The following is a 21,654-nucleotide window of genomic DNA, read 5'->3' as shown; positions in this document are numbered from 1 at the left end:
TATACAGATTCTGTGTTTATACAACTATCATTTTTCACATATATAATCGTAACCCAACACAAAAGATTATGCAATAACATTTTATATAAATTTTTCACTCCTTTTGATCTTTATTTTTCAATTTTCTAAAGCTATTGCACTATAAAAAACCAAGACATTTTGAACTTTTTCAAGTCCTACTCTGCCTTGGTTTTCTTGGATTTTATTATATTATTGCTTTCATAATTTTATGTTTATATATAATTTTATGTACTACTTTTTTAAACTAAAACTTTTTCTTTTTTGCTTTTTGAAGATAATAAAATCTCCATTGATTTTCTTTCTTCTCTTTCTTTAATAGCAGCCTGTGCTGCGGCGAGTCTTGCGATAGGTACGCGGAATGGGCTACAGCTTACATAATCTAAGCCAATCTTATGACAGAACTCAACTGATGATGGATCTCCTCCATGTTCTCCACAAATACCAATATGTAATGATGGATTAACTGGTCTACCAAGTTTAATTGTCATTTCTAACAATTTACCAACACCTGTCTGATCTAATTTAGAGAATGGATCGTTTTCAAAAATCTTATTATCATAGTATGCATCTAAGAATTTTCCAGCATCATCTCTTGAGAATCCATATGTCATCTGTGTTAAATCGTTTGTACCAAAGCAGAAGAAATCAGCTTCGCTTGCAATTTCATTAGCTGTAAGTGCAGCTCTTGGAATTTCAATCATTGTACCTACTTCATATTTGATATCGCTATTTGCTTTTCTAATTTCCTCATCTGCTGTTTCTACAACAATTTTCTTAACGAATTTTAATTCTTTTACATCACATACAAGTGGAATCATGATTTCTGGACGTAAATCCCAATCTTTATGTTCATTATGAACTTCGATTGCTGCACGAATTACAGCTTTTGTCTGCATTCTTGCAATTTCAGGATAAGCAACTGTTAATCTACATCCTCTGTGTCCCATCATTGGGTTAAATTCATGTAATCCTTCAATAATGTCTTTAATTTCATCAACAGATTTTCCTTTTGCTTCTGCTAATTTTTTGATATCAGCTTCTTCTGTTGGAACAAACTCATGAAGTGGTGGATCAAGGAATCTAATTGTAACAGGATTTCCTTCAAGTGCTTCATAAAGTGCTTTAAAGTCACCTTGCTGGTAAGGTAAAATCTTATCGAGTGCTTCAACTCTTTCTTCTACTGTATCTGAACAAATCATTTCTCTAAATGCTGCAATCCTATCAGCCTCAAAGAACATATGCTCTGTTCTACATAAACCAATACCTTCTGCTCCTAATTCTCTTGCTTTCTTAGCATCACGAGGAGTATCTGCATTTGTTCTAACTTTTAATCTTCTAAATTTATCTGCCCAAGCCATGATTCTTCCAAATTCACCTGCAATTTGAGCATCAACTGTTGGAATTACACCATCATAAATGTTACCTGTTGAACCATCAATTGAGATAATGTCTCCTTCATGATATTCTTTTCCACCTAATTTAAAGCGTTTATTTTCTTCATCCATTGTGATATCTCCACAACCAGCTACACAACATTCGCCCATACCTCTTGCGACTACTGCTGCGTGTGATGTCATACCACCACGAACTGTTAAGATACCTTGAGCAGACTTCATACCTGTGATATCTTCTGGTGATGTCTCTAAACGAACAAGAATAACATCTTCACCCCTGTTAGCCCATTCTACAGCATCGTCAGCTGTAAATACTACTTTACCACATGCTGCACCAGGAGAAGCTCCTAGGCCTTTACCCATTGGAGTTGCTGCTTTTAATGCTTTTACATCAAACTGTGGATGTAATAATGTATCTAAGTTACGAGGATCAATCATTGATACAGCTTCTTCTTCTGTTCTCATTCCTTCATCAACTAAATCACAAGCAATCTTTAATGCAGCCTGAGCAGTTCTCTTTCCGTTTCTTGTCTGTAACATATATAATTTACCATTTTCTACAGTAAATTCCATATCCTGCATATCTCTATAATGTTTTTCAAGGATCTGACAAACATCTTTAAACTGTGCAAATGCTTCTGGGAACTTCTGTTCCATTTCACTGATTCTCATTGGTGTTCTTACACCGGCTACTACGTCTTCACCTTGGGCATTTGTTAAGAATTCACCAAATAAGCCTCTTTCACCTGTTGCAGGATCTCTTGTGAATGCTACACCTGTTCCACAATCATCTCCCATGTTACCAAATGCCATTGACTGAACGTTTACAGCTGTTCCCCATGAATAAGGAATATCATTATCTCTTCTATATACGTTAGCTCTTGGGTTATCCCATGAACGGAATACAGCTTTAATAGCTCCCATTAACTGTTCTTTTGGATCATCTGGGAATGGTTCTCCTACTTTTTCTTTATATTCATCTTTAAACTGATATGCTAATTCTTTCAAATCATCAGCTGTAAGTTCAACATCTTGTTTAACTCCACGATTATCTTTCATTTTGTCGATTAATTCTTCAAAATATTTTTTACCAACTTCCATTACAACGTCTGAATACATTTGAATAAAACGTCTGTAGCAATCCCATGCCCATCTTGGATTATTAGATTTTTTAGAAATTACATCGACTACATCTTCATTTAAACCTAAGTTTAAAATTGTATCCATCATACCAGGCATTGAAGCTCTAGCTCCTGAACGTACTGAAACAAGTAAAGGATTTTCTTTGTCTCCAAATTTTTTACCTGTAATTTTTTCCATTTTTTCAATATACTCGTTAATCTGTCCACGAATTTCATCGTTAATTTCTCTACCATCCTCATAGTACTGTGTACATGCCTCAGTAGTAATTGTGAATCCCTGAGGAACTGGTAGACCGATGTTAGTCATCTCTGCTAAGTTAGCTCCTTTTCCTCCAAGTAACTCTCTCATGTCAGCGTTACCTTCTGTGAATAAATAAACCCATTTTTTTGCCATTTTACACATCCTCCTAATACTTCTTTTTACCCTCTTTTAACATTTTTCAGTAAAATGTATAACCAATACTATTTTTCGTGCGATTTTTTAGTAATATCGTACACATTTAATTTTATCACACTTAGATTGTTTTACAAGTCTTTTTTTGAATTTTATTTATTTTTTTATTTATTTTTTGTATACAACATTATTGCGTTTGTATTATCATATATCTTTTCATTTCTTTTTATAGTTTTCTGACATTTTAAGTATAAAAAAAAGAATTCAATTAATTGTTAATTAACACTTAATTTGAATTCTTGTTATAAATGTTTTTCCATGCTGAATAAATTTAATTTTTCCATTATATTTATCAACTATATGACAAACTGTTTTGACACCGCTTCCACCATTTACTTTTGTAGTTAAAGGCAAGCCCTTATCATTAAAAAACACCTTTCTTCCGCAGTAATTTTCCATCTTTATATCAATTGTACTTGATTCTGTATCATAATCTAAATATAAACGAATAACCGGCTGAGTATCCTTTTCTACTTCTTGGTATTCATACATCCTTTTAGATGCTTCTATTGCATTTTCTAACAAAGCAGCCATGATATAAACAATTTCTTTAGGTTCTATACCAATCTGCACCGGTACTAAAGTTCTTATAAACAATTTACATTTATTTCTTCTTGCTTTTTCATCTAATAATGTCAGTACACCTTTAATAACCTGGTTAGCACAATTACTATATGTTTTTTCTGAATAATCAATTTGTCCTTTAACTCTTTCAAGGTATTCCATTGCTTCATCATATTGACCTTGTTCAATGCAATTCATCAAAATAGTTATATGTCTATTTATTTTTGAATAATAATTTTGAATAATACTATTTTTTTCTCTATAGAGCATTACTTGCTCATCATATCTTAAGGTATATTCTTTTTTACGTACATTATGCTGTTCTAATAAATCTTTTCTATTTTTTTGAAATTCGATTAGCTCATAATTTAAAAGACCTGCAATACATATTACCGAAGGATAAATAATTGGATAATACTTTAATAATCCATACGTTCCAAAATTAATTCTCTCTTTGAAGGGAGTCCACATCAAGATGATTGTTACCAATTCAAGTGGTATAAAAACTATTAATCCTTTTTTTATTCCCATTATATTCATTAAAAACAATGAGGGAATTAAAATACCGATAAATCCTAACTCGCAATATTCTTGTGTGATTTTTTCTGTCATACACATGTAGAAAAAAATGGTACAAAACACATAAAGAATAATTACAGCTGTAAATCTATAAATCGCTTTTTCCTGTAACATATATTTCCTCATTACCCATAAAAAAGGTAGATCACTTAGTAACTTGATCTACCTTAATTACTAAATATTATTAGAATTTAAACTTATCTGCAAAATATGCATCTAAATCTTCAATTTTAATTCTTTCTTGTTGCATTGTATCACGATCTCTTACTGTTACTGCATGATCTTCTTCTGAATCAAAATCATATGTAACACAGAATGGTGTACCAATTTCATCTTGACGACGGTAACGTTTTCCAATTGTTCCTCTATCATCATATTCACAATTATACTGTCTAGATAATTGTTCAAATACTTTTTCTGCACTCTCGTTTAATTTTTTAGAAAGTGGTAACACACCAATTTTAACTGGTGCTAATGCTGGATGGAAATGGAATACAGTTCTAACATCTGGTTTTTCTTCTGTTCCAATATTTTCTTCATCATATGCAGCACATAAGAAAGCTAATACAACACGATCTGCACCTAATGATGGTTCAATAACGTATGGTAAGTATTTCTCACCTTTTTGATCATCAAAGTATGTTAAATCCTGACCTGATACATCTTGATGACATTTTAAATCATAATCTGTTCTATCAGCGATTCCCCATAATTCTCCCCATCCAAATGGGAATTTAAATTCGATATCTGTTGTTCCCTTTGAGTAGAATGATAATTCATCTTGATCATGATCTCTTAATCTAATTTCGTCTTCTTTAATACCTAATGAAAGTAACCATTCTTTACAGAAGCTTCTCCAATAGTGGAACCATTCCATATCTGTTCCTGGCTCGCAGAAGAATTCTAATTCCATCTGTTCAAATTCTCTTGTACGGAATGTGAAATTACCTGGTGTAATCTCATTTCTAAAAGATTTACCAACTTGTCCAATTCCAAATGGAATTTTCTTTCTAGATGTTCTTTGAACATTTTTAAAGTTAACGAAAATACCCTGTGCTGTTTCAGGGCGAAGATATACTGTGTTTTTAGCATCTTCTGTAACACCTTGGAATGTTTTAAACATTAAGTTAAACTGTCTAATCTCTGTAAAGTTATGAGCTCCACATGATGGACATTTAATTTCATGATCTTTAATAAAGTCCTGCATTGCTTCATTTGTCCATCCATCAACAGATGTTTCTAATGCAATGTCATTTTTTTCTGCAAAATCTTCAATAATTTTATCTGCTCTAAATCTTTCGTGACATTCTTTACAATCCATAAGTGGATCAGAGAATCCACCTAAGTGACCTGATGCAACCCATGTCTGTGGATTCATTAAAATAGCGCAATCTACACCTACATTATACTTATTTTCTTGGATGAATTTCTTCCACCAAGCTTTTTTTACGTTGTTTTTTAATTCTACACCTAAATTACCGTAATCCCAAGTATTAGCAAGTCCTCCATAAATTTCAGAGCCTGGATATACAAATCCTCTTGCCTTAGCTACTTGTACAATTTTGTCCATGGTTTTCTCCATAACAGATTTTCCTCTCATTCTCTGTGATTTTATAAAAATATTAGGAATAATCCTAATGACTTTTAGCAAAATTATTAATCAAATATTACGTATGAAAAAACATCAGAAATTTGAGATGATGTACTTAATTTGTCTTCTTTAAAAACAAAATTAGTCTCTTTCTTTTTTACTTTTCCAACTTCTAAGTCTTTTTCATCTACGCTTCCATCAGCATTTACACTATTCTTTTTCTTTATAGCTTTTACTTTTTTTGTTTTCTTTAACTGTGCTTTCTTAGCCGCTGACTTTCTATTAGATAATTCATCTAGTAAATTAGTATTCTCTTTCATGTCAACGGTGTCATCACTAATTAAATTCACATCTTTAGCAGACGTATACTTAATAGAACCATCAATCTTAATGCGAGTATTAGCCTTAATTATGACTATTTTATCAGAATTGTTTTCTAATATTTTATTACATGAAACCTTACTTACAGGCTTATTATCTTCAACTTTCACAAAATTAGTATCCATTGAATACCCTTCCGCAATAGCATCAGAAATACTACCTACAAATAATTCTATATTATTAAATTTAGAATAATCCTTGTAAGATTTATATGATAAAGTCAAACTAACCATATCATTTTTAAATTCTAATTCTTTAAGTTTGATAGCCTTTGAATCAACTTGATCATTATAAGAATCGATTCTACTGTTGACATATTTTTCGAATTTACTTTTACTATATTCATGTGTATCAAAAGCTTCAATATCCTTTGATACTACCCCTCCATCACTTTCTATAAATAACGTACTTTTTTTTGCCTCATATTTTTTGCCACACCCTGTACATAATCCTAGCATCAATACAAGTATTGATATTGCTATTATTTTTTTTCTCATATCTTTCTCCATTCTTATGTCCATTATTTGAGCACTAACTCTTGTAATTATACACGTCTTGTTCTATTATTTCAAGGGACTTGAACTTATGCTGAATATGATAATCAATAAATTTTTTTACAACATAACGTATCTCACTTAAAATTTCATCTGACAACTTAAAAGTATACAATTTTTCTATTTTTTGACTAATTATAAACTGCATTGTATATCTAGTCGCATCAGATATCTTATAAACTTTCGCATTCTTCTTACATTTAGGACAAAGAATTCCTGAATGCTCTATCGAAAAATAATTCAATTCTTCTGATGTATGACATCCTATACAACGAAATACCATTGGCGCAATACCTTCAATCGTAAGCACTTTAAGTTCGAAAATGACACGTACTAATTTATTGTCAAATTTATGACTTTCTAAGGCTCTAAGTGATTGATAAATAAGCTTTAGAAATTCCAAATTTTCTACATTTTCTTGACAAAAATAATTTGCGAATTCCAAAAAATAAAATCCGTAATACGCTGTAGATATATCATTTGTCAAATCTCTAAAATAATTTTGTATATTAGCTTTAGATAATGTATATGCATTTTTCCCTTGATATAATTCGAATTCCCCAAAACAAAACGGATTAGCAGCTGCAACTAATTGATTATTTGGACGTCTAGCGCCCTTAGCAAAAGCTACTATTTTTCCTCTTTCCTGTGTCAAAATACATAATCTTTTATCATAATCACCAACCGGCATAGCCGATAAAACTATGCCTTTCAATACCAAATTATTATTATTCATCATAGCTATTAATTTTCGTCCTTAAATCCGAAGTTCTTGATTAGGAAATCACTATCTCTCCAATCTTTTTTAACTTTAACCCATAACTTAAGGTTAACTTTAGCATCTAATAATCTTTCTATTTCGTAACGTGCATTTGTACCAATTTTTTTAAGCATCGCACCCTGTTTACCAATAATAATACCTTTATGTGAATTCTTCTCACATACAATTGTAGCATCGATATCATAAATTAATCCTGATTTATTTTTTCTTGTTTTCATTGAATCAATACCAACTGCAATACCATGTGGAACTTCTTCATCTAATGCATGTAAAGCTTTCTCACGAATGATCTCTGCGCAAATTGCTCTTTCAGGCTGATCTGTGATAGTATCTTCATCGTAAAACTGTGGTCCATATGGCATATATTTAAAAATACTATCTATAACATCATCTATATTATTACCTCTAAGTGCTGATGTTGGAATAATTTCTGCAAAATCATACAATTTTCTGTATGTATCAATGTATTCAAGGACCTTATCTTTTTCTACTGTATCAACCTTATTGATAATTAAAATTACAGGTGTTGTTACTTTCTTTAATTGTTCAATTATATGTTGCTCACCAGCACCCACGTAAGCCGAAGGCTCAACTAACCATAAAATAACATCTACTTCTTTTAATGTTTTTTCAGCAACATTAACCATAAATTTACCAAGTTTATTTTTAGCTTTATGAATACCTGGTGTATCAAGGAAAACTAGCTGTCCTCTATCCATATCTGTATATACTGTCTGTATTCTATTTCTTGTAGTCTGTGGTTTATTTGATGTTATAGCAATTTTTTGACCAATTATTTTATTCATTAATGTTGATTTTCCAACATTTGGTCTTCCTATAATAGTAACAAATCCTGATTTAAAACTTTCGTTCATTCTTTATTGTATAGGTACTAAATTCGTACCTATACTCTCCTTTCTTTTACATATAACTATTAATATAACTGTTAACTTTTCAAAAAATTATTAATTACATTTTGTTTTATAAAGTATCTATATTCTTAAATAATTCTTTTTCTTTTTTAATTGTAACCTCATTACCGATTACACAGATATTATTTTCTTTTAACACTGCCTCAAACATATCTGCTAAATTTCTGATATCTTCTTGAGTTGCATTCAAAATAACATCTCTTTCTTTTTGAATTCTTTCGTATGTTTCCCCAACTAAATATGCGATAAATGATCTAATTCCTGATGCTTCTGGATATAAAGGAGCATCTAAGGCATTAAATGTTCCAATGACATATTTAGTCATATCTCTATCATTAACGTCAAAGTTTCTAACATACTCTGGTATCTTCTCATAAATATCATTAGTTGCAGATAAATTAGGATCTCTATATGATGTAAACATTACCTCTCCTGTTTTTTGGAAAGAACTTGAACAACCATATGCTCCACCTTTTACTCGAACGTTAATCCACAAATAATCATAGCTTAAAATAACTTTTAATATTCTAAGAAGACCCGTATACTCAAATCCATGTTTCTTAAAATTACCAACTCTAGCAACATAATGAATCTGTGAAGCATCCATAAATGCTTCGTTCTTTTGCTTCAAGTCAATTGGTAATACCTTACCTGGCTTAGTACCTTTAGGACATTTTTTTACATAAGATGAAATGATATCTTTTGTTTCTGCAAATAATTCTTTATTTCCAGTATAGCTTATAGTTAATCTGTTTACTGCAATTGCCTTTTCAAGAACCTTTTTAATATTTGCAATAACACTATCTATTTTTTCATCAAAATTCTTATCAATATCAGAAACAAATCTATAAAATTCAATACCGACTAATAAGTCTGAATAATATCCATGCTTAGATATATAAGATAAACCTCTTAAAGCTGCTGCGACATTACCACTGCTACTCAAGCTATTTTTTAATCTCGAAGCTGTTTGAGCAATTAACTCTTTAATTCTTGACTTATCTGAAAAGTCTGTGTTTAAAAGCACATTCCATAATAAATCTAAACCTTTATCTATATTTTCATGTAATGCTCTAATTCTTACATTTAAATATATTAATGGTTCATTATCTTTTAATTTAGTAATTGATGAAACCGAAAAATTAATTCCACCTGTGTAGATACTAATCTGATTAGATAAATCTGAATATTTATATTTGTCTGTATCAACATAACTCAACAAAGTTTTTAAAAGAGCTAAACTTTGAAGTTCTTCTGAAGTATAATCTGTTGTTTCAAACATAAAATCAATATAATCTATTCCATTTGTCTCATAATCATGATATATAACAGGAACATCGTCTAACATAACCTTTTCATTTTTAAAAGGTAATGCATCTGGTGAAATATCTGATCTTTTAAGCATAGGTATCTTCTCCAATTCTTCTTTTGGAGAAGGCTCTTCTTGATATTCTTTTAAATGCTTAGTCTCTTTAACCAAATCTTCTATTTCTTGTTCTGTCATTTGGCTCTTAATTTTAGCAAGTTTCTCTTCTTGTTCTTTTTCAAGTTTTGAATTTAAACCTGCAACTGGTTTAAGAGTGACTACTGCACCATTTTTCTTAGATAATAAATATTTTTCTATTAAATTTTCAAAATATCCTGTTCCAATTTGTTCTTTCAAAAACTTGTATGTATCTAAACATTCTAAATGTAAAAATGGCTTAGTATCATCATATAACCAAGAATCTAGAATTTGTAAACCATATAGTAATCCCTTTGGATACTGTCCAAAATCAGCTTCTCTAAAACGAAATTCTGAAGAATTAATGGATGCTAAAATAGATTCTTTATTAATTCCTTCTTTAACAACTCGTCTAAGTGTATCATCAATAACTTGAATGAATCTATCTTTATCTTCTACATTTGCATTCTTAGCACAAATAGTAAATGTAGGTTGTAAAATGCCATCATCATATGAACTTGAAATATCTTTACCAATCTTTGCATCAATTAACGCCTTTTTTACTGGTGCACCAGGTGCTGAAATCAAACAATAATCTAAAACATCAAATGCATGATATAACTTAGTGTCTAATACATCTTCTATTATCTTACTATATGATAAATATGCCTTATCTTTAGTATCTTCATCTGACGCAATCGAATATTCTTTAACGACATCTTTAATTGTATTAAATTCAGGTTGTTTTTTAATTTCTGAATCAACTTCAATTTTATCATATTTATTTAAATATTCTTTATCAAGCCATTCTAGCTTTTCAACAATATCCATATTTCCATATAAATAAATATATGAGTTAACTGGATGATAATATTTTCTATGAAAATCTAAATAAGCATCATATGTTAATTCAGGTATATGTTCTGGGTTACCGCCTGAGTCTTTACCATATGCATTATCTGGGAAAAGTGCCTTACTAATCTCTTCTTGTAGTATTTCTTCTGCTGAAGAGTATGCACCTTTCATCTCATTATAAACGACACCATTAATCTTAAGAGGTGAATCCTTATCTTCTAACTCGTAATGCCATCCTTCTTGCTTAAAAATTTCTTTGTATTTATATATATTTGGATTAAAAACTGCATCCAGATAAACATCCATCAAATTTTGAAAATCTTTATCATTACAACTTGCTATTGGATATACAGTCTTCTCTGGATATGTCATAGCATTTAAAAAAGTATTAAGTGAACCTTTCACTAATTCTACAAAAGGATCTTTCACTGGGAACTTTTTAGAGCCACATAATACTGTATGCTCTATAATATGTGGTACACCTGTCTCATCTTTAGGTGGTGTTTTAAAACCAATATAAAAAACTTTATTTATATCATCGTTAGAGATTATACTAATTCTTGCACCACTTTTTACGTGTTCTAAAATATAACCCCTTGAATTTATATCTTTTAATTCTATATCTTCTAAGATTCTATAAGTAGTTAAATCTTTAATCTGCATTTCCTACCTCCTGAACATAAGTGTTTATATTATAACACACACAACACTTTTTGCATATGTATGTTTTACTTATATTTACCTTTTTAATTATCTATTTTTTATCTTTTTTAAAAAAACACACTTAAAAACAACCATGATAGCTCTTTATTTCTACCATGGTTGTCATTTTTTTATATTTTATATTAAGAAAGATGTATAAAACCAAACATATAAAGTGCCATTACTACTATTCCAGCAAGATTTATAAGTGACAATGCCATTACGCCTTTTAATAAACCTTTTACTGAATTAGTATTATCTTTTACGTTTTCAATATTATATAATTGCTGTTCAATATCCTTTAGTGCATCTTTCGTATTTCTGTAAAGTTTTACATCTTCACTGTGTATCTTTTCTGATAAAACAATTTTTGTTTCTTCTAATTGTTCTTCTACAATTCCTTCTATTTCTTTTGAAGTTACAACATTTTCTAATCTTTCATCAATTTTTTTAAGTGCAAGTGAATTTGAATCTGTAACAGTCTCTTTTAACTGGTTATTCATCGCACTTGTATGATTTGAGCTTTCTTGTAAACGAAAATCTATATTATTTTCAATAGTATTTATTCTCTCTACTAACTCTTTTTCCATTTCTTTTATTCTTTTACTAACTTCACCTGTAATGCCATCTGCTTTTTCTTGTCGCTCATTGACTAGTCGTTGTAATTTTTCTGCCTTGTTTTCTTTTTCTGCAACAATATCCTCTAATTTTTTAGCCTCATCTTTCTTCGACTGAATTAAAGTCTGTAACATTTTAGCTTTCTCCCTAAATTCATCTATTTGTTTTAATAAGCCATCACTTTTAGGTTGTACACTATCTACATCCATATTCTTTTCCCCCTCTTTATGTGTATCACTCATATCTACAATCATAACGTTACTTTTTGAAACTTTCTGAGGCTCTACTTGCTGATAAATTGGTTGTGATGTTACTTGTTGTGGAGATATTTGCTGTACTGACTTTACTTCTTCTCGATGCATTATTTGTGGTGACACATGTTGTGGTGCTTCCTGTTGTGGTGATACTTGCTGCACTGGTTTTACTTCTTCTCGATGCATTATTTGTGGTGACACATGTTGTGGTGCTTCCTGTTGTGGTGATACTTGTTCTACTGGCTGTGCTGCAATTATTTTATCTAAAAAATCAACATTTTTTCTTTCACTTAATTTTTCTTGTGAGTTTTCAATTGTATTGTCCATTCTTATTCCCTCATCTACATTCTCAATTTTATTTTTTTGTTGTTCATCCATTATTGTTACTTTATATTGTTCTTTATTAATATCCTCTTTTGATATCTGTTTATGATCAACTTCTTCTTTCTCTTTATTAAACGTTTTAAGTAATTCTTTTTGTAAAGAATCATCTTTTTTAATCTTACTTACCCTTTGTGTTCGAGTATTTCTCGTTCTTGTAACAAATCTTTGTTGTCTTGGCTTGCTTTCTTCTGTCAAGGATTCGTTAAAGACTTCTGTTAAATTTTCATTAAACTCTTTGGGAAATTTAGCTTTTGGCTCGATAGTTATTTCCATTATATCTTCACTGGCATTTTTTGCCGAATCAATATCATCATAATCTAAAATCAAATCTCTATTTTCAGTATCTTTTTGAAATCTAATACCCTCTTTTTTCATTATTACCTCTCCTCTACCTTTTCTTAAATTTAAACCCTGTTATACACAATTAAATTTTATCATTTGATTTTTTTAATGTCAAATAATTTATCCGAAAAGCATAAAATTGCATGAATCTTCACGAAAGCTCTTATTATTTATAAATATTTTAACATACTTAAGTTGTTTTTCAAGAAAAAACAAAAGGGATACTATCCCTATTAAGAATAGCATCCCCATTTAAGATTACATAAAACACTAAACATAAAGTTTAGTCATGAAAACCTTTATTATTTACCTGCATATAAATCTACAAGTTTCTTTAAGTGCTCATAGCGTTCTTTAGATGTCTGCTCTGCTTTAGCAAATAATTCAGAAGCTTTCTCTGGATGGAACTTAACTAATGAAGCATAACGGTTCTCACCTTTTAAGAATTCTTGATAATCTCCAGTTGGCTCTTTGCTGTCTAAGATGAATGCATCTTTTCCTTCTGCAGCAAGTTCAGGATTATATCTGAAGTTGAACCAATATCCTGATTCAACAGCAAGTTTTTCTTCTGTCATTGCTTTGCTCATACCTTTCTTGATACCGTGGTTGATACATGGAGCATAAGCAATAATTAATGATGGTCCTGGATATGCTTCAGCTTCAGCAAGTGCTTTAACTGTCTGAGCCATGTTTGCACCCATAGCGATGTGTGCTACGTAAACATAACCATAACTCATAGCGATACCAGCTAAGTCTTTCTTCTTAGTTTCTTTTCCGCCTGCTGCGAATTGTGCAATAGCACCTGTTGGTGTAGCTTTTGAAGACTGTCCACCTGTATTTGAATATACTTCAGTATCAAATACCATTACGTTGATATCTTTTCCTGAAGCTAAGATGTGGTCAACTCCACCGAATCCGATGTCGTAAGCCCATCCGTCACCACCGAATACCCACTGAGATTTCTTAGCAAGGTAATCTTTTTCTTTTAAGATAGATTTAGCAGCTTCTGAGCCATCTTTTTCTAATGCATCAACTAATTTATCTGTTGCATCTTTGTTTGTGATACCACTTGCAAATGTTTCTACCCATTTGTCTGCTGCATCTTTAACTGCTGTGCTCTCTGAAGCTAATTTTTCAACTTCATCTTTTAATCTATCACGAATAGCTCTTTGAGCAAGTAACATACCGTAACCAAACTCAGCAGCATCTTCAAATAATGAGTTAGACCAAGCAGGACCTTGTCCTTTAGCGTTTACTGTATATGGTGTAGATGGTGATGAGTTACCCCAAATTGAAGAACAACCTGTTGCATTTGCAATATACATTCTATCACCAAATAACTGTGTAATTAATCTAGCGTATGGAGTTTCTCCACATCCACCACAAGCGCCTGAGAACTCAAGTAATGGTTTTTTGAACTGTGAACCTTTAACAGTTGTAATCTTGAATTTTTCAATAACTTCTTCTTTTTCTGGTAATGAAACACCATAATCGAAGAATTCTTGTTCAGCTTCATTTTCTTCAAATGATGCCATTGTAATAGCCTGAACTTTATCAGGACAAACATTTACACAAGATCCACAACCTGTACAGTCATATGCTGAAACAGTAATAGCAAATTTGTATCCTGGCATTGTATTTAAATCTTTAATTTGCATTCCTTCTGGAGCATTAGCAGCCTCTTCTTCTGTTAATGCAACTGGACGGATTGCCGCATGTGGACATACATATGCACATTGGTTACATTCGATACATTTTGTTGAATCCCATACTGGAACATCAGTAGCTACACCACGTTTTTCAAATGCAGCTGTACCTGATGGTGTGTAACCTGTTTCATATTTTTTAACAACAGATACTGGAATTGTATTACCCTGCTGTGCGTTAACTTTTGACTGAATTTCTTTAACGAAATCAACGGCATCTTTGCGGTCACCTTTAACTTCTTTAGAATAATCATCATCTGTGCAGTTCTTCCAGCTTTCTGGAACATCTACTTTAACATATGCTGTTGCACCTGCATCAATTGCTTCATGGTTCATACGTACAACGTTATCACCTTTTTTAGCATATGATCTTGTAGCTGCGTCTTTCATTAATTTAATAACTTCTTCTTCTGGAATTAATTTTGTTAATGAGAAGAATGCTGACTGTAAAACTGTATTGATACGTTTTCCAAGTCCAATTTCTTTACCAATTTTAACACCATCGATAATATAGAAGTTAATGTTATTTTCTGCGATGTATCTCTTAACCTGTCCTGGTAATTTTTCATCTAATTCATCTACAGACCACTGTGTATTGAATAAGAATGTACCACCTGGAACTAAGTCTTGTACCATGTTATATTTGTAAATATAAGCTGTACAGTGACAAGCAACGAAGTTAGCTTGTGAAATTAAATATGTTGATCTAATTGGTGTATGACCAAATCTTAAGTGTGAAATTGTTACACCACCTGATTTTTTAGAGTCATAATCGAAATATGCCTGAGCATACATATCTGTATTATCACCAATAATCTTGATTGAGTTCTTATTAGCACCTACAGTACCGTCTGCTCCAAGTCCCCAGAATTTACAGTTTGTTGTTCCTTCTGGTGTTGTAACTGGATTTTCTTTAACTTCAAGTGAAAGATTTGTAACATCATCAATGATACCAATTGTAAATCTTTCTTTTGAGTCATTATTGTATACTGCAACGATCTGTCCTGGTGTTGTATCTTTTGAACCTAAACCATAACGTCCACTAAATACTGGAACCTGATCAAATTTAGATCCTTTTAATGCTGCTACAACATCTAAGTATAATGGCTCACCTAATGAACCTGGCTCTTTAGTTCTATCTAATACTGAAATTCTCTTAACTGTATCTGGAATAGCTTCAATTAAAGCTTCTTTTACGAATGGTCTGTATAAACGAACTTTAACAACACCGACTTTTTCGCCTCTTGCCATTAAGTAATCAATTGTTTCATCAATTGTTTCGCAAACAGAACCCATTGCAATGATAACTTTTTCAGCATCAGCTGCACCATAGTAGTTAAATAATTTATAATCTGTTCCAATTTTTTCATTAACTTTATCCATGTACTCTTGTACGATTGCTGGTAATTCATCGTATGCTGTGTTACATGATTCTCTTGTCTGGAAGAAGATATCTGGGTTTTGAGCTGAACCCATCTGACATGGATGGTTTGGATTTAATGCACCTTTACGGAATGCATCAACCGCATCTAAATCTACCATATCTTTAAGATCTTCATAATCCCATGTTTCAATTTTCTGAATTTCATGAGATGTACGGAATCCATCAAAGAAGTTAATAAATGGAATTCTTCCTTTAATTGCTGCACAATGAGCTACTGGTGTTAAATCCATAACTTCCTGTACTGATGATTCACAAAGCATTGCAACACCTGTCTGACGGCAAGCATAAACATCTGAGTGATCACCGAAAATATTTAATGCATGAGAAGCTACGCAACGTGCAGATACATTAAATACACCTGGAAGTCTTTCTCCTGCTACCTTATATAAGTTAGGAATCATAAGTAATAATCCCTGAGATGCTGTATAAGTTGTTGTTAAAGCACCTGCTGCTAATGATCCATGAACAGTACCTGCTGCACCTGCTTCAGATTGCATTTCAGTAACTTGTACTGTCTGGCCAAAAATATTTTTTCTTCCTGCTGTTGCCCATTCATCTGTTGCTTCAGCCATTACAGATGATGGTGTGATTGGATAGATAGCTGCTACATCTGTATAAGCGTATGATACGTGAGCTGCAGCATGATTACCATCCATTGTTTTCATTGAACGTTTCATGTAAATCCTCCTACTCTTTATTAAACAAATGTCCAAAATTTTTGCATCGACCTTTCAATCGATCCCCTACATATAAATATAGACATTTTTTTAAAAAAAATCAAGCAAAACCACTATAATGGATTGTATTTTTTGAGATACTTTTTAGTTATTTTATATATATGTATTATTTTTTTGCAAAAGTTAATAGTGTAATTGCATATAAAGTGTGTTTTTTTATAATTTTTTTATAGTTGCTTTTTGGCATTTTTTTTAGTATTATATCATTTGAACATTAAATGATATGGTATATTTGTGCGAAATATAGAAGGCTTCATGTTTTTTATACATCTAGGACTCTATTTTTTTTGCACAAATTGAGATTATACTTTATATTTTTATTATTATATAGGAGAATTTAAAATTATGATTCAAACAAGTAACGTAACTCTACGTCTTGGTAAAAAGGCTCTTTTTGAAGAAGTTAACATCAAATTTACTGAAGGCAATTGTTATGGATTAATCGGTGCTAACGGTGCTGGTAAATCTACTTTTCTAAAAATATTATCTGGACAAATTGAACCTACTAGCGGTGAAGTAATTATCACTCCAGGTCAACGTCTTTCTTTCTTACAACAAGATCACTTTAAATATGACGACAAAATGGTTCTTGATACAGTAATCATGGGAAATACTCGTCTCTATGATATTATGAAAGAAAAAGAGGCTATTTATGCCAAAGAAGATTTTAGTGATGAAGACGGAATTCGCGCTAGTGAATTAGAAGCTGAATTTGCTGAAATGGATGGTTGGAATGCAGAAAGTGATGCCGCTACACTATTAAATGGTCTTGGTATTCCTTCAGAAGAACACTACACATTAATGAAAGATTTGCCTGGTGCTTCTAAAGTTAAAGTTTTACTTGCTCAAGCATTATTTGGTAACCCAGATATTCTTTTACTTGATGAGCCTACTAACCACTTAGACTTAGATGCAATTTCATGGTTAGAAGAATTCCTTATTAACTTTGAAAATACTGTAATTATTGTATCACATGACCGTTACTTCCTTAATAAAGTTTGTACAAATATTGCGGATCTTGATTATGGTAAAATTCAAATTTATGCTGGTAACTATGATTTCTGGTATGAATCAAGTCAGCTTATGATTCGTCAAATGAAAGAAGCTAATAAGAAAAAAGAAGAAAAAATCAAAGAATTACAAGAATTTATTTCTAGATTCTCTGCTAATGCTTCAAAATCTAAGCAAGCTACTTCTAGAAAGAAAGCTCTTGAGAAAATTCAGCTTGATGAAATTAGACCTTCTAGCCGTAAATATCCTTACATTGATTTTAGACCAAATAGAGAAATCGGTAATGAAGTTCTTACAGTTGACGGAATTTCAAAAACAATTGATGGTGTTAAAGTTTTAGATAACATTTCATTTATCGTTGGACATGATGATAAAATTGCTTTTGTTGGCGGTAACGAATTAGCAAAAACAACTTTATTTAAAATCCTTGCAGGTGAACTTGAACCAGATGAAGGTTCTTATAAATGGGGTGTGACAACAAGCCAGTCTTACTTCCCTAAAGACAATACAGAAATCTTCGATACAGATTCTGTAATCGTTGATTGGTTAACACAATTCTCTGAAGTTAAAGAAGCAACTTATGTACGTGGCTTCTTAGGACGTATGCTTTTTGCTGGTGAAGATGGTGTTAAAAAGATGCGTGTATTATCCGGTGGTGAAAAAGTTCGTGTACTTCTTTCTCGTATGATGATTGAAGGAAGCAACGTTTTAATGTTTGATGAACCTACTGACCACTTAGACATGGAATCAATCACTGCATTAAATAATGGTATGATTAAATTCCCTGGTGTTATCTTATTCTCAAGCCGAGATCACCAAGTTGTTCAGACAACAGCTAACCGTATTATTGAATTCTTACCTAACGGTAGCATGATTGATAAAGTTACAACTTACGATGAATATCTTGAAAGTGATGAAATGGCTAGAAAACGTCAGGTATTCTCAGTTGAAGAATCTGAAGATTAATTTATAAAATTTCGTTATAAATTTTATTTATAAATATTATATTAAAAAATAAGGAGGGATCTTATTGTATTGTATATACGATAAAATCTCTCCTTTTTCATATTAAATTTATATTAAAAAACAAATCACTATATCATAATTACGTTTCATAATTACTTTTCATAATTACTTTTCATAATTATTTTTCATAATTAAATTACAAAATTAAATAACGAGCCAGTGTTATAATTGTTATTATATGCGCCATTTATATTATAAGTGTTTGATTTATTGGCTTCATTTTTTGCATTCATCTCTATCATTGATGCATTTAATCTTGTACTGTAACCATAAGAAGCATTATCTGCAAATAATAATTTTAGAGTATCCTTATCTGCTTTTTTTAAAACATCCTCATCAATCTTTAAAGTTTTATCTTCATTTACAGTTATACCAACTTTACTTAATAATTTTTCATTTGATTTAGTCGTAGTAATCATGTTTTCAAAAGATTTTTCTACAGTTGATGATTTAATATCGGATTTTTCTTTTACTAAATCATTATACTTATTTACAAAATCTTTTACTTTATCAAATGTTTTATCCGTATCATCATATAATTTTTTGTCAATATTTAACTCTTTTGCAGAATTAATAAGATCATTTGCCTTCTTTTCAACTTCAGCGATAGTCTTATTAGATTCTTTTGAAGTTGAAGTACTAGTTTTACTTTCTTTACTAGGATTGAGAGACTCTTTAATCCTTGCTAAAGTGTCCGTATCCTCTAAGTTAAGTTTTCTAGTATTTTTATTGCCACCAATTTCTTTTATGTATGAATTAATTAATTGTCTATAATTACCTGATTTAACTGTACTGTAATCACTTGATAATTTATAAATGTTAGACATAAAATTATTTGTTTGATTACTAGAAAATAACATACCTATTGATTGACTATTAAACCCAGTTACTATTGCCATAAATTCACCCCCTTTGGCATATAATAGCGCACTATCCTATTACAAAACTCTATATCGACTTGCTCATATGTTTTTTAAACCTCATAATCAATGTTTTCTATTTGCCAATCAATTGGTTTAATTCCATTTTTTTCTAAAAATTCATTTGTTTGACTAAAATGTTTACATCCAAAAAAACCTCTATATGCAGATAATGGACTTGGATGTGGAGCCTTTAATACCAAATGTTTAGGATTTGTTACCATTTTTTCTTTCATTTGTGCTGGTCGTCCCCACAATAAAAATACAACTGGGTCATCTTTTTCATTTACAGCTCTAATTATTGCATCCGTAAATTCTTCCCAGCCATGGCCTTTATGTGAATTTGCTTGATGAGCTCTTACAGTCAAAACAGTATTCAACATTAAAACTCCTTGTTTTGCCCATTTTTCAAGAAAACCATTATTAGGAATATAGCAACCTAAATCTGTATTTAATTCTTTATAAATATTTTGCAGTGATGGTGGAATATCCCTTTGTTCTGGTAAAACTGAAAAGCTAAGACCATGTGCTTGCATTTCGTTATGATAAGGATCTTGTCCTAATATTAGTACCTTTACATCTTTTAATGGTGTTAAATGTAACGCATTAAAAATATCTTCTGCAGGTGGATAAATTGTTTGAGTTTTATATTCTTCTAAAACAAATTTATATAATTCCTTATAGTAATCCTTTTTGTATTCTGTTTCTAAAACATTTTGCCAATCATTTGTAACTTTCATTTAAAATTTATAACCTAAAATGTTATATCTCCTTCCTATAATCTAACAGATATTCCCTTTTTTGCTAAATATTCTTTCAAATCCTTTATTTCTAACTCCTTATAGTGAAAAAGTGAAGCTGCAAGCACAGCATCTGCTTTTCCATCCTCAAATGCATCATAAAAATGTTCGTTTGTACCTGCACCGCCTGATGCAATAACTGGAATTGAAACATTTTCAGCTATGGTTCTTGTTAACTCGATATCATAACCATTTTTAGTTCCATCACAATCCATACTTGTAAGAAGGATTTCTCCAGCACCTAATTCATCTACTCTTTTGGCCCATTCAACAGCATCTAATCCTGTATCAACTCTTCCACCATTTTTATAGACATTCCAACCTCTTTTGTCTTCTCGTCTTCTTGCATCTATCGCCACTACTACACACTGACTTCCAAAGCGTTCAGCTGCTTGTGAAATTAAATCTGGATTATTTATTGCTGCTGAATTTATTGAAATTTTATCTGCTCCCTCTCGAAGTAAAGCGTTAAAATCCTCAACAGTTCTTATTCCGCCGCCGACTGTAAATGGTATAAACACATTTGAAGCCACCTTAGATACCATATCAATTACAGTATTCCTATTATCTGATGACGCTGTAATATCCAAAAAAACTAATTCATCGGCTCCAGCCTTATCATAAACTTTTGCAATTTCAACTGGATCCCCAGCATCTTTTAAATTAACAAAATTAACTCCTTTTACTACTCTTCCATCTTTTACATCTAAACATGGAATTATCCTTTTCGTAAACATATTATTCCCTCGTATTATATAGTAGTAGTTTTTAGAGACCCTCTCCAAGGTCTTTATAACTATTCAGTCATAGTCTTTTCTTTACCTTTTCTATAGGTTCGACTATGATGTTTAGGATGCTGTGGATTGGTTATTATTTCCTACCACTTGATGGTTTAAGAAAGGCTCCAACCACAGTCTCTTTGTTCATTTGTTAATCAGTTAGATACCGCATGACGGTTTATTTAGAACGAGGTTACAATCGCAAAGAGCACCCTGTGGTTCTAAAACAGCATTAATAC

General features: G+C 31.3%; 13 protein-coding genes. 1 reads left to right on the top strand and 12 read right to left on the bottom strand.

Features of this window, described 5'->3' with window-relative positions; translation table 11 throughout:
* Positions 1 to 260: 260 nt before the first annotated feature.
* The 9 genes from ppdK to nifJ form a co-directional block, all read right to left on the bottom strand.
* Entirely contained in the window at positions 261 to 2,951 is a 2,691-nt protein-coding gene (gene ppdK / locus BMY79_RS08420; protein ID WP_083383514.1) for a pyruvate, phosphate dikinase, read from the bottom strand.
* A 279-nt stretch (positions 2,952 to 3,230) separates the two neighbouring features.
* Positions 3,231 to 4,268: a GHKL domain-containing protein gene (locus tag BMY79_RS08415; protein ID WP_022747595.1), complete on the bottom strand. Its 1,038-nt coding sequence runs from the start codon at positions 4,266 to 4,268 to the stop codon at positions 3,231 to 3,233.
* Between the two features lie 70 nt (positions 4,269 to 4,338).
* Complete coding sequence (locus BMY79_RS08410) at positions 4,339 to 5,736, bottom strand: glycine--tRNA ligase (RefSeq protein WP_022747596.1); 1,398 nt, start codon at positions 5,734 to 5,736, stop codon at positions 4,339 to 4,341.
* A gap of 74 nt (positions 5,737 to 5,810) precedes the next feature.
* Positions 5,811 to 6,623: a hypothetical protein gene (locus BMY79_RS08405; RefSeq protein ID WP_022747598.1), complete on the bottom strand. Its 813-nt coding sequence runs from the start codon at positions 6,621 to 6,623 to the stop codon at positions 5,811 to 5,813.
* A 34-nt stretch (positions 6,624 to 6,657) separates the two neighbouring features.
* A complete protein-coding gene (gene recO, locus BMY79_RS08400; protein WP_022747599.1) occupies positions 6,658 to 7,419 on the bottom strand; it encodes a DNA repair protein RecO in 762 nt (253 codons plus the stop codon).
* A gap of 5 nt (positions 7,420 to 7,424) precedes the next feature.
* Entirely contained in the window at positions 7,425 to 8,336 is a 912-nt protein-coding gene (gene era / locus BMY79_RS08395; protein WP_022747600.1) for a GTPase Era, read from the bottom strand.
* A gap of 106 nt (positions 8,337 to 8,442) precedes the next feature.
* The gene (locus tag BMY79_RS08390) at positions 8,443 to 11,355 is read right to left on the bottom strand and encodes an insulinase family protein (RefSeq protein ID WP_074730748.1); all 2,913 of its coding nucleotides are present in this window, start codon (positions 11,353 to 11,355) and stop codon (positions 8,443 to 8,445) included.
* 182 nt (positions 11,356 to 11,537) lie between these two features.
* On the bottom strand, positions 11,538 to 13,025 hold the full coding sequence (locus tag BMY79_RS08385) for a V-type ATP synthase subunit I domain-containing protein (protein WP_022747603.1): 1,488 nt from the start codon (positions 13,023 to 13,025) through the stop codon (positions 11,538 to 11,540).
* A gap of 269 nt (positions 13,026 to 13,294) precedes the next feature.
* Positions 13,295 to 16,819 (bottom strand): pyruvate:ferredoxin (flavodoxin) oxidoreductase, encoded by a 3,525-nt coding sequence (gene nifJ / locus BMY79_RS08380; protein WP_074730747.1) that lies wholly within the window; start codon positions 16,817 to 16,819, stop codon positions 13,295 to 13,297.
* A 405-nt stretch (positions 16,820 to 17,224) separates the two neighbouring features.
* Between nifJ and BMY79_RS08375 the strand changes: the two genes are divergently transcribed.
* Positions 17,225 to 18,856 carry an ABC-F family ATP-binding cassette domain-containing protein gene (locus BMY79_RS08375; protein WP_022747605.1) on the top strand — a complete coding sequence of 544 codons (1,632 nt, stop codon included), beginning with the start codon at positions 17,225 to 17,227 and terminating at the stop codon, positions 18,854 to 18,856.
* Between the two features lie 191 nt (positions 18,857 to 19,047).
* Here BMY79_RS08375 and BMY79_RS08370 read toward each other — a convergent pair whose 3' ends face one another.
* From BMY79_RS08370 to hisF, 3 genes are all read right to left on the bottom strand, one after another.
* Entirely contained in the window at positions 19,048 to 19,815 is a 768-nt protein-coding gene (locus tag BMY79_RS08370) for a hypothetical protein (protein ID WP_074730746.1), read from the bottom strand.
* A 74-nt stretch (positions 19,816 to 19,889) separates the two neighbouring features.
* A complete protein-coding gene (ung, locus tag BMY79_RS08365) occupies positions 19,890 to 20,576 on the bottom strand; it encodes a uracil-DNA glycosylase (RefSeq protein ID WP_022747608.1) in 687 nt (228 codons plus the stop codon).
* 35 nt (positions 20,577 to 20,611) lie between these two features.
* Positions 20,612 to 21,373, bottom strand: coding sequence for an imidazole glycerol phosphate synthase subunit HisF (hisF, locus tag BMY79_RS08360; protein WP_022747609.1), 762 nt, complete (start codon positions 21,371 to 21,373; stop codon positions 20,612 to 20,614).
* Between the last annotated feature and the right edge of the window lie 281 nt (positions 21,374 to 21,654).

The organism is Lachnobacterium bovis (genome assembly GCF_900111325.1).
Lineage (GTDB): Bacteria > Bacillota > Clostridia > Lachnospirales > Lachnospiraceae > Roseburia > Roseburia bovis_A.
Note: the sequence above shows the minus strand (reverse complement) of the source record. Positions and strands in the feature narration are given on the sequence as shown.

Bases quoted from the DNA above. Each gene is read 5' to 3' on its own strand.
- BMY79_RS08390 (WP_074730748.1), bottom strand. From the start codon at position 11,355: ATGCAGATTAAAGATTTAACTACTTATAGAATCTTAGAAGATATAGAA.
- BMY79_RS08370 (WP_074730746.1), bottom strand. From the start codon at position 19,815: ATGGCAATAGTAACTGGGTTTAATAGTCAATCAATAGGTATGTTATTT.
- BMY79_RS08385 (WP_022747603.1), bottom strand. From the start codon at position 13,025: ATGAAAAAAGAGGGTATTAGATTTCAAAAAGATACTGAAAATAGAGAT.
- hisF (WP_022747609.1), bottom strand. From the start codon at position 21,373: ATGTTTACGAAAAGGATAATTCCATGTTTAGATGTAAAAGATGGAAGA.
- nifJ (WP_074730747.1), bottom strand. From the start codon at position 16,819: ATGAAACGTTCAATGAAAACAATGGATGGTAATCATGCTGCAGCTCAC.
- recO (WP_022747599.1), bottom strand. From the start codon at position 7,419: ATGATGAATAATAATAATTTGGTATTGAAAGGCATAGTTTTATCGGCT.
- BMY79_RS08415 (WP_022747595.1), bottom strand. From the start codon at position 4,268: ATGTTACAGGAAAAAGCGATTTATAGATTTACAGCTGTAATTATTCTT.
- BMY79_RS08375 (WP_022747605.1), top strand. From the start codon at position 17,225: ATGATTCAAACAAGTAACGTAACTCTACGTCTTGGTAAAAAGGCTCTT.
- BMY79_RS08405 (WP_022747598.1), bottom strand. From the start codon at position 6,623: ATGAGAAAAAAAATAATAGCAATATCAATACTTGTATTGATGCTAGGA.
- BMY79_RS08410 (WP_022747596.1), bottom strand. From the start codon at position 5,736: ATGGAGAAAACCATGGACAAAATTGTACAAGTAGCTAAGGCAAGAGGA.
- ung (WP_022747608.1), bottom strand. From the start codon at position 20,576: ATGAAAGTTACAAATGATTGGCAAAATGTTTTAGAAACAGAATACAAA.
- era (WP_022747600.1), bottom strand. From the start codon at position 8,336: ATGAACGAAAGTTTTAAATCAGGATTTGTTACTATTATAGGAAGACCA.
- ppdK (WP_083383514.1), bottom strand. From the start codon at position 2,951: ATGGCAAAAAAATGGGTTTATTTATTCACAGAAGGTAACGCTGACATG.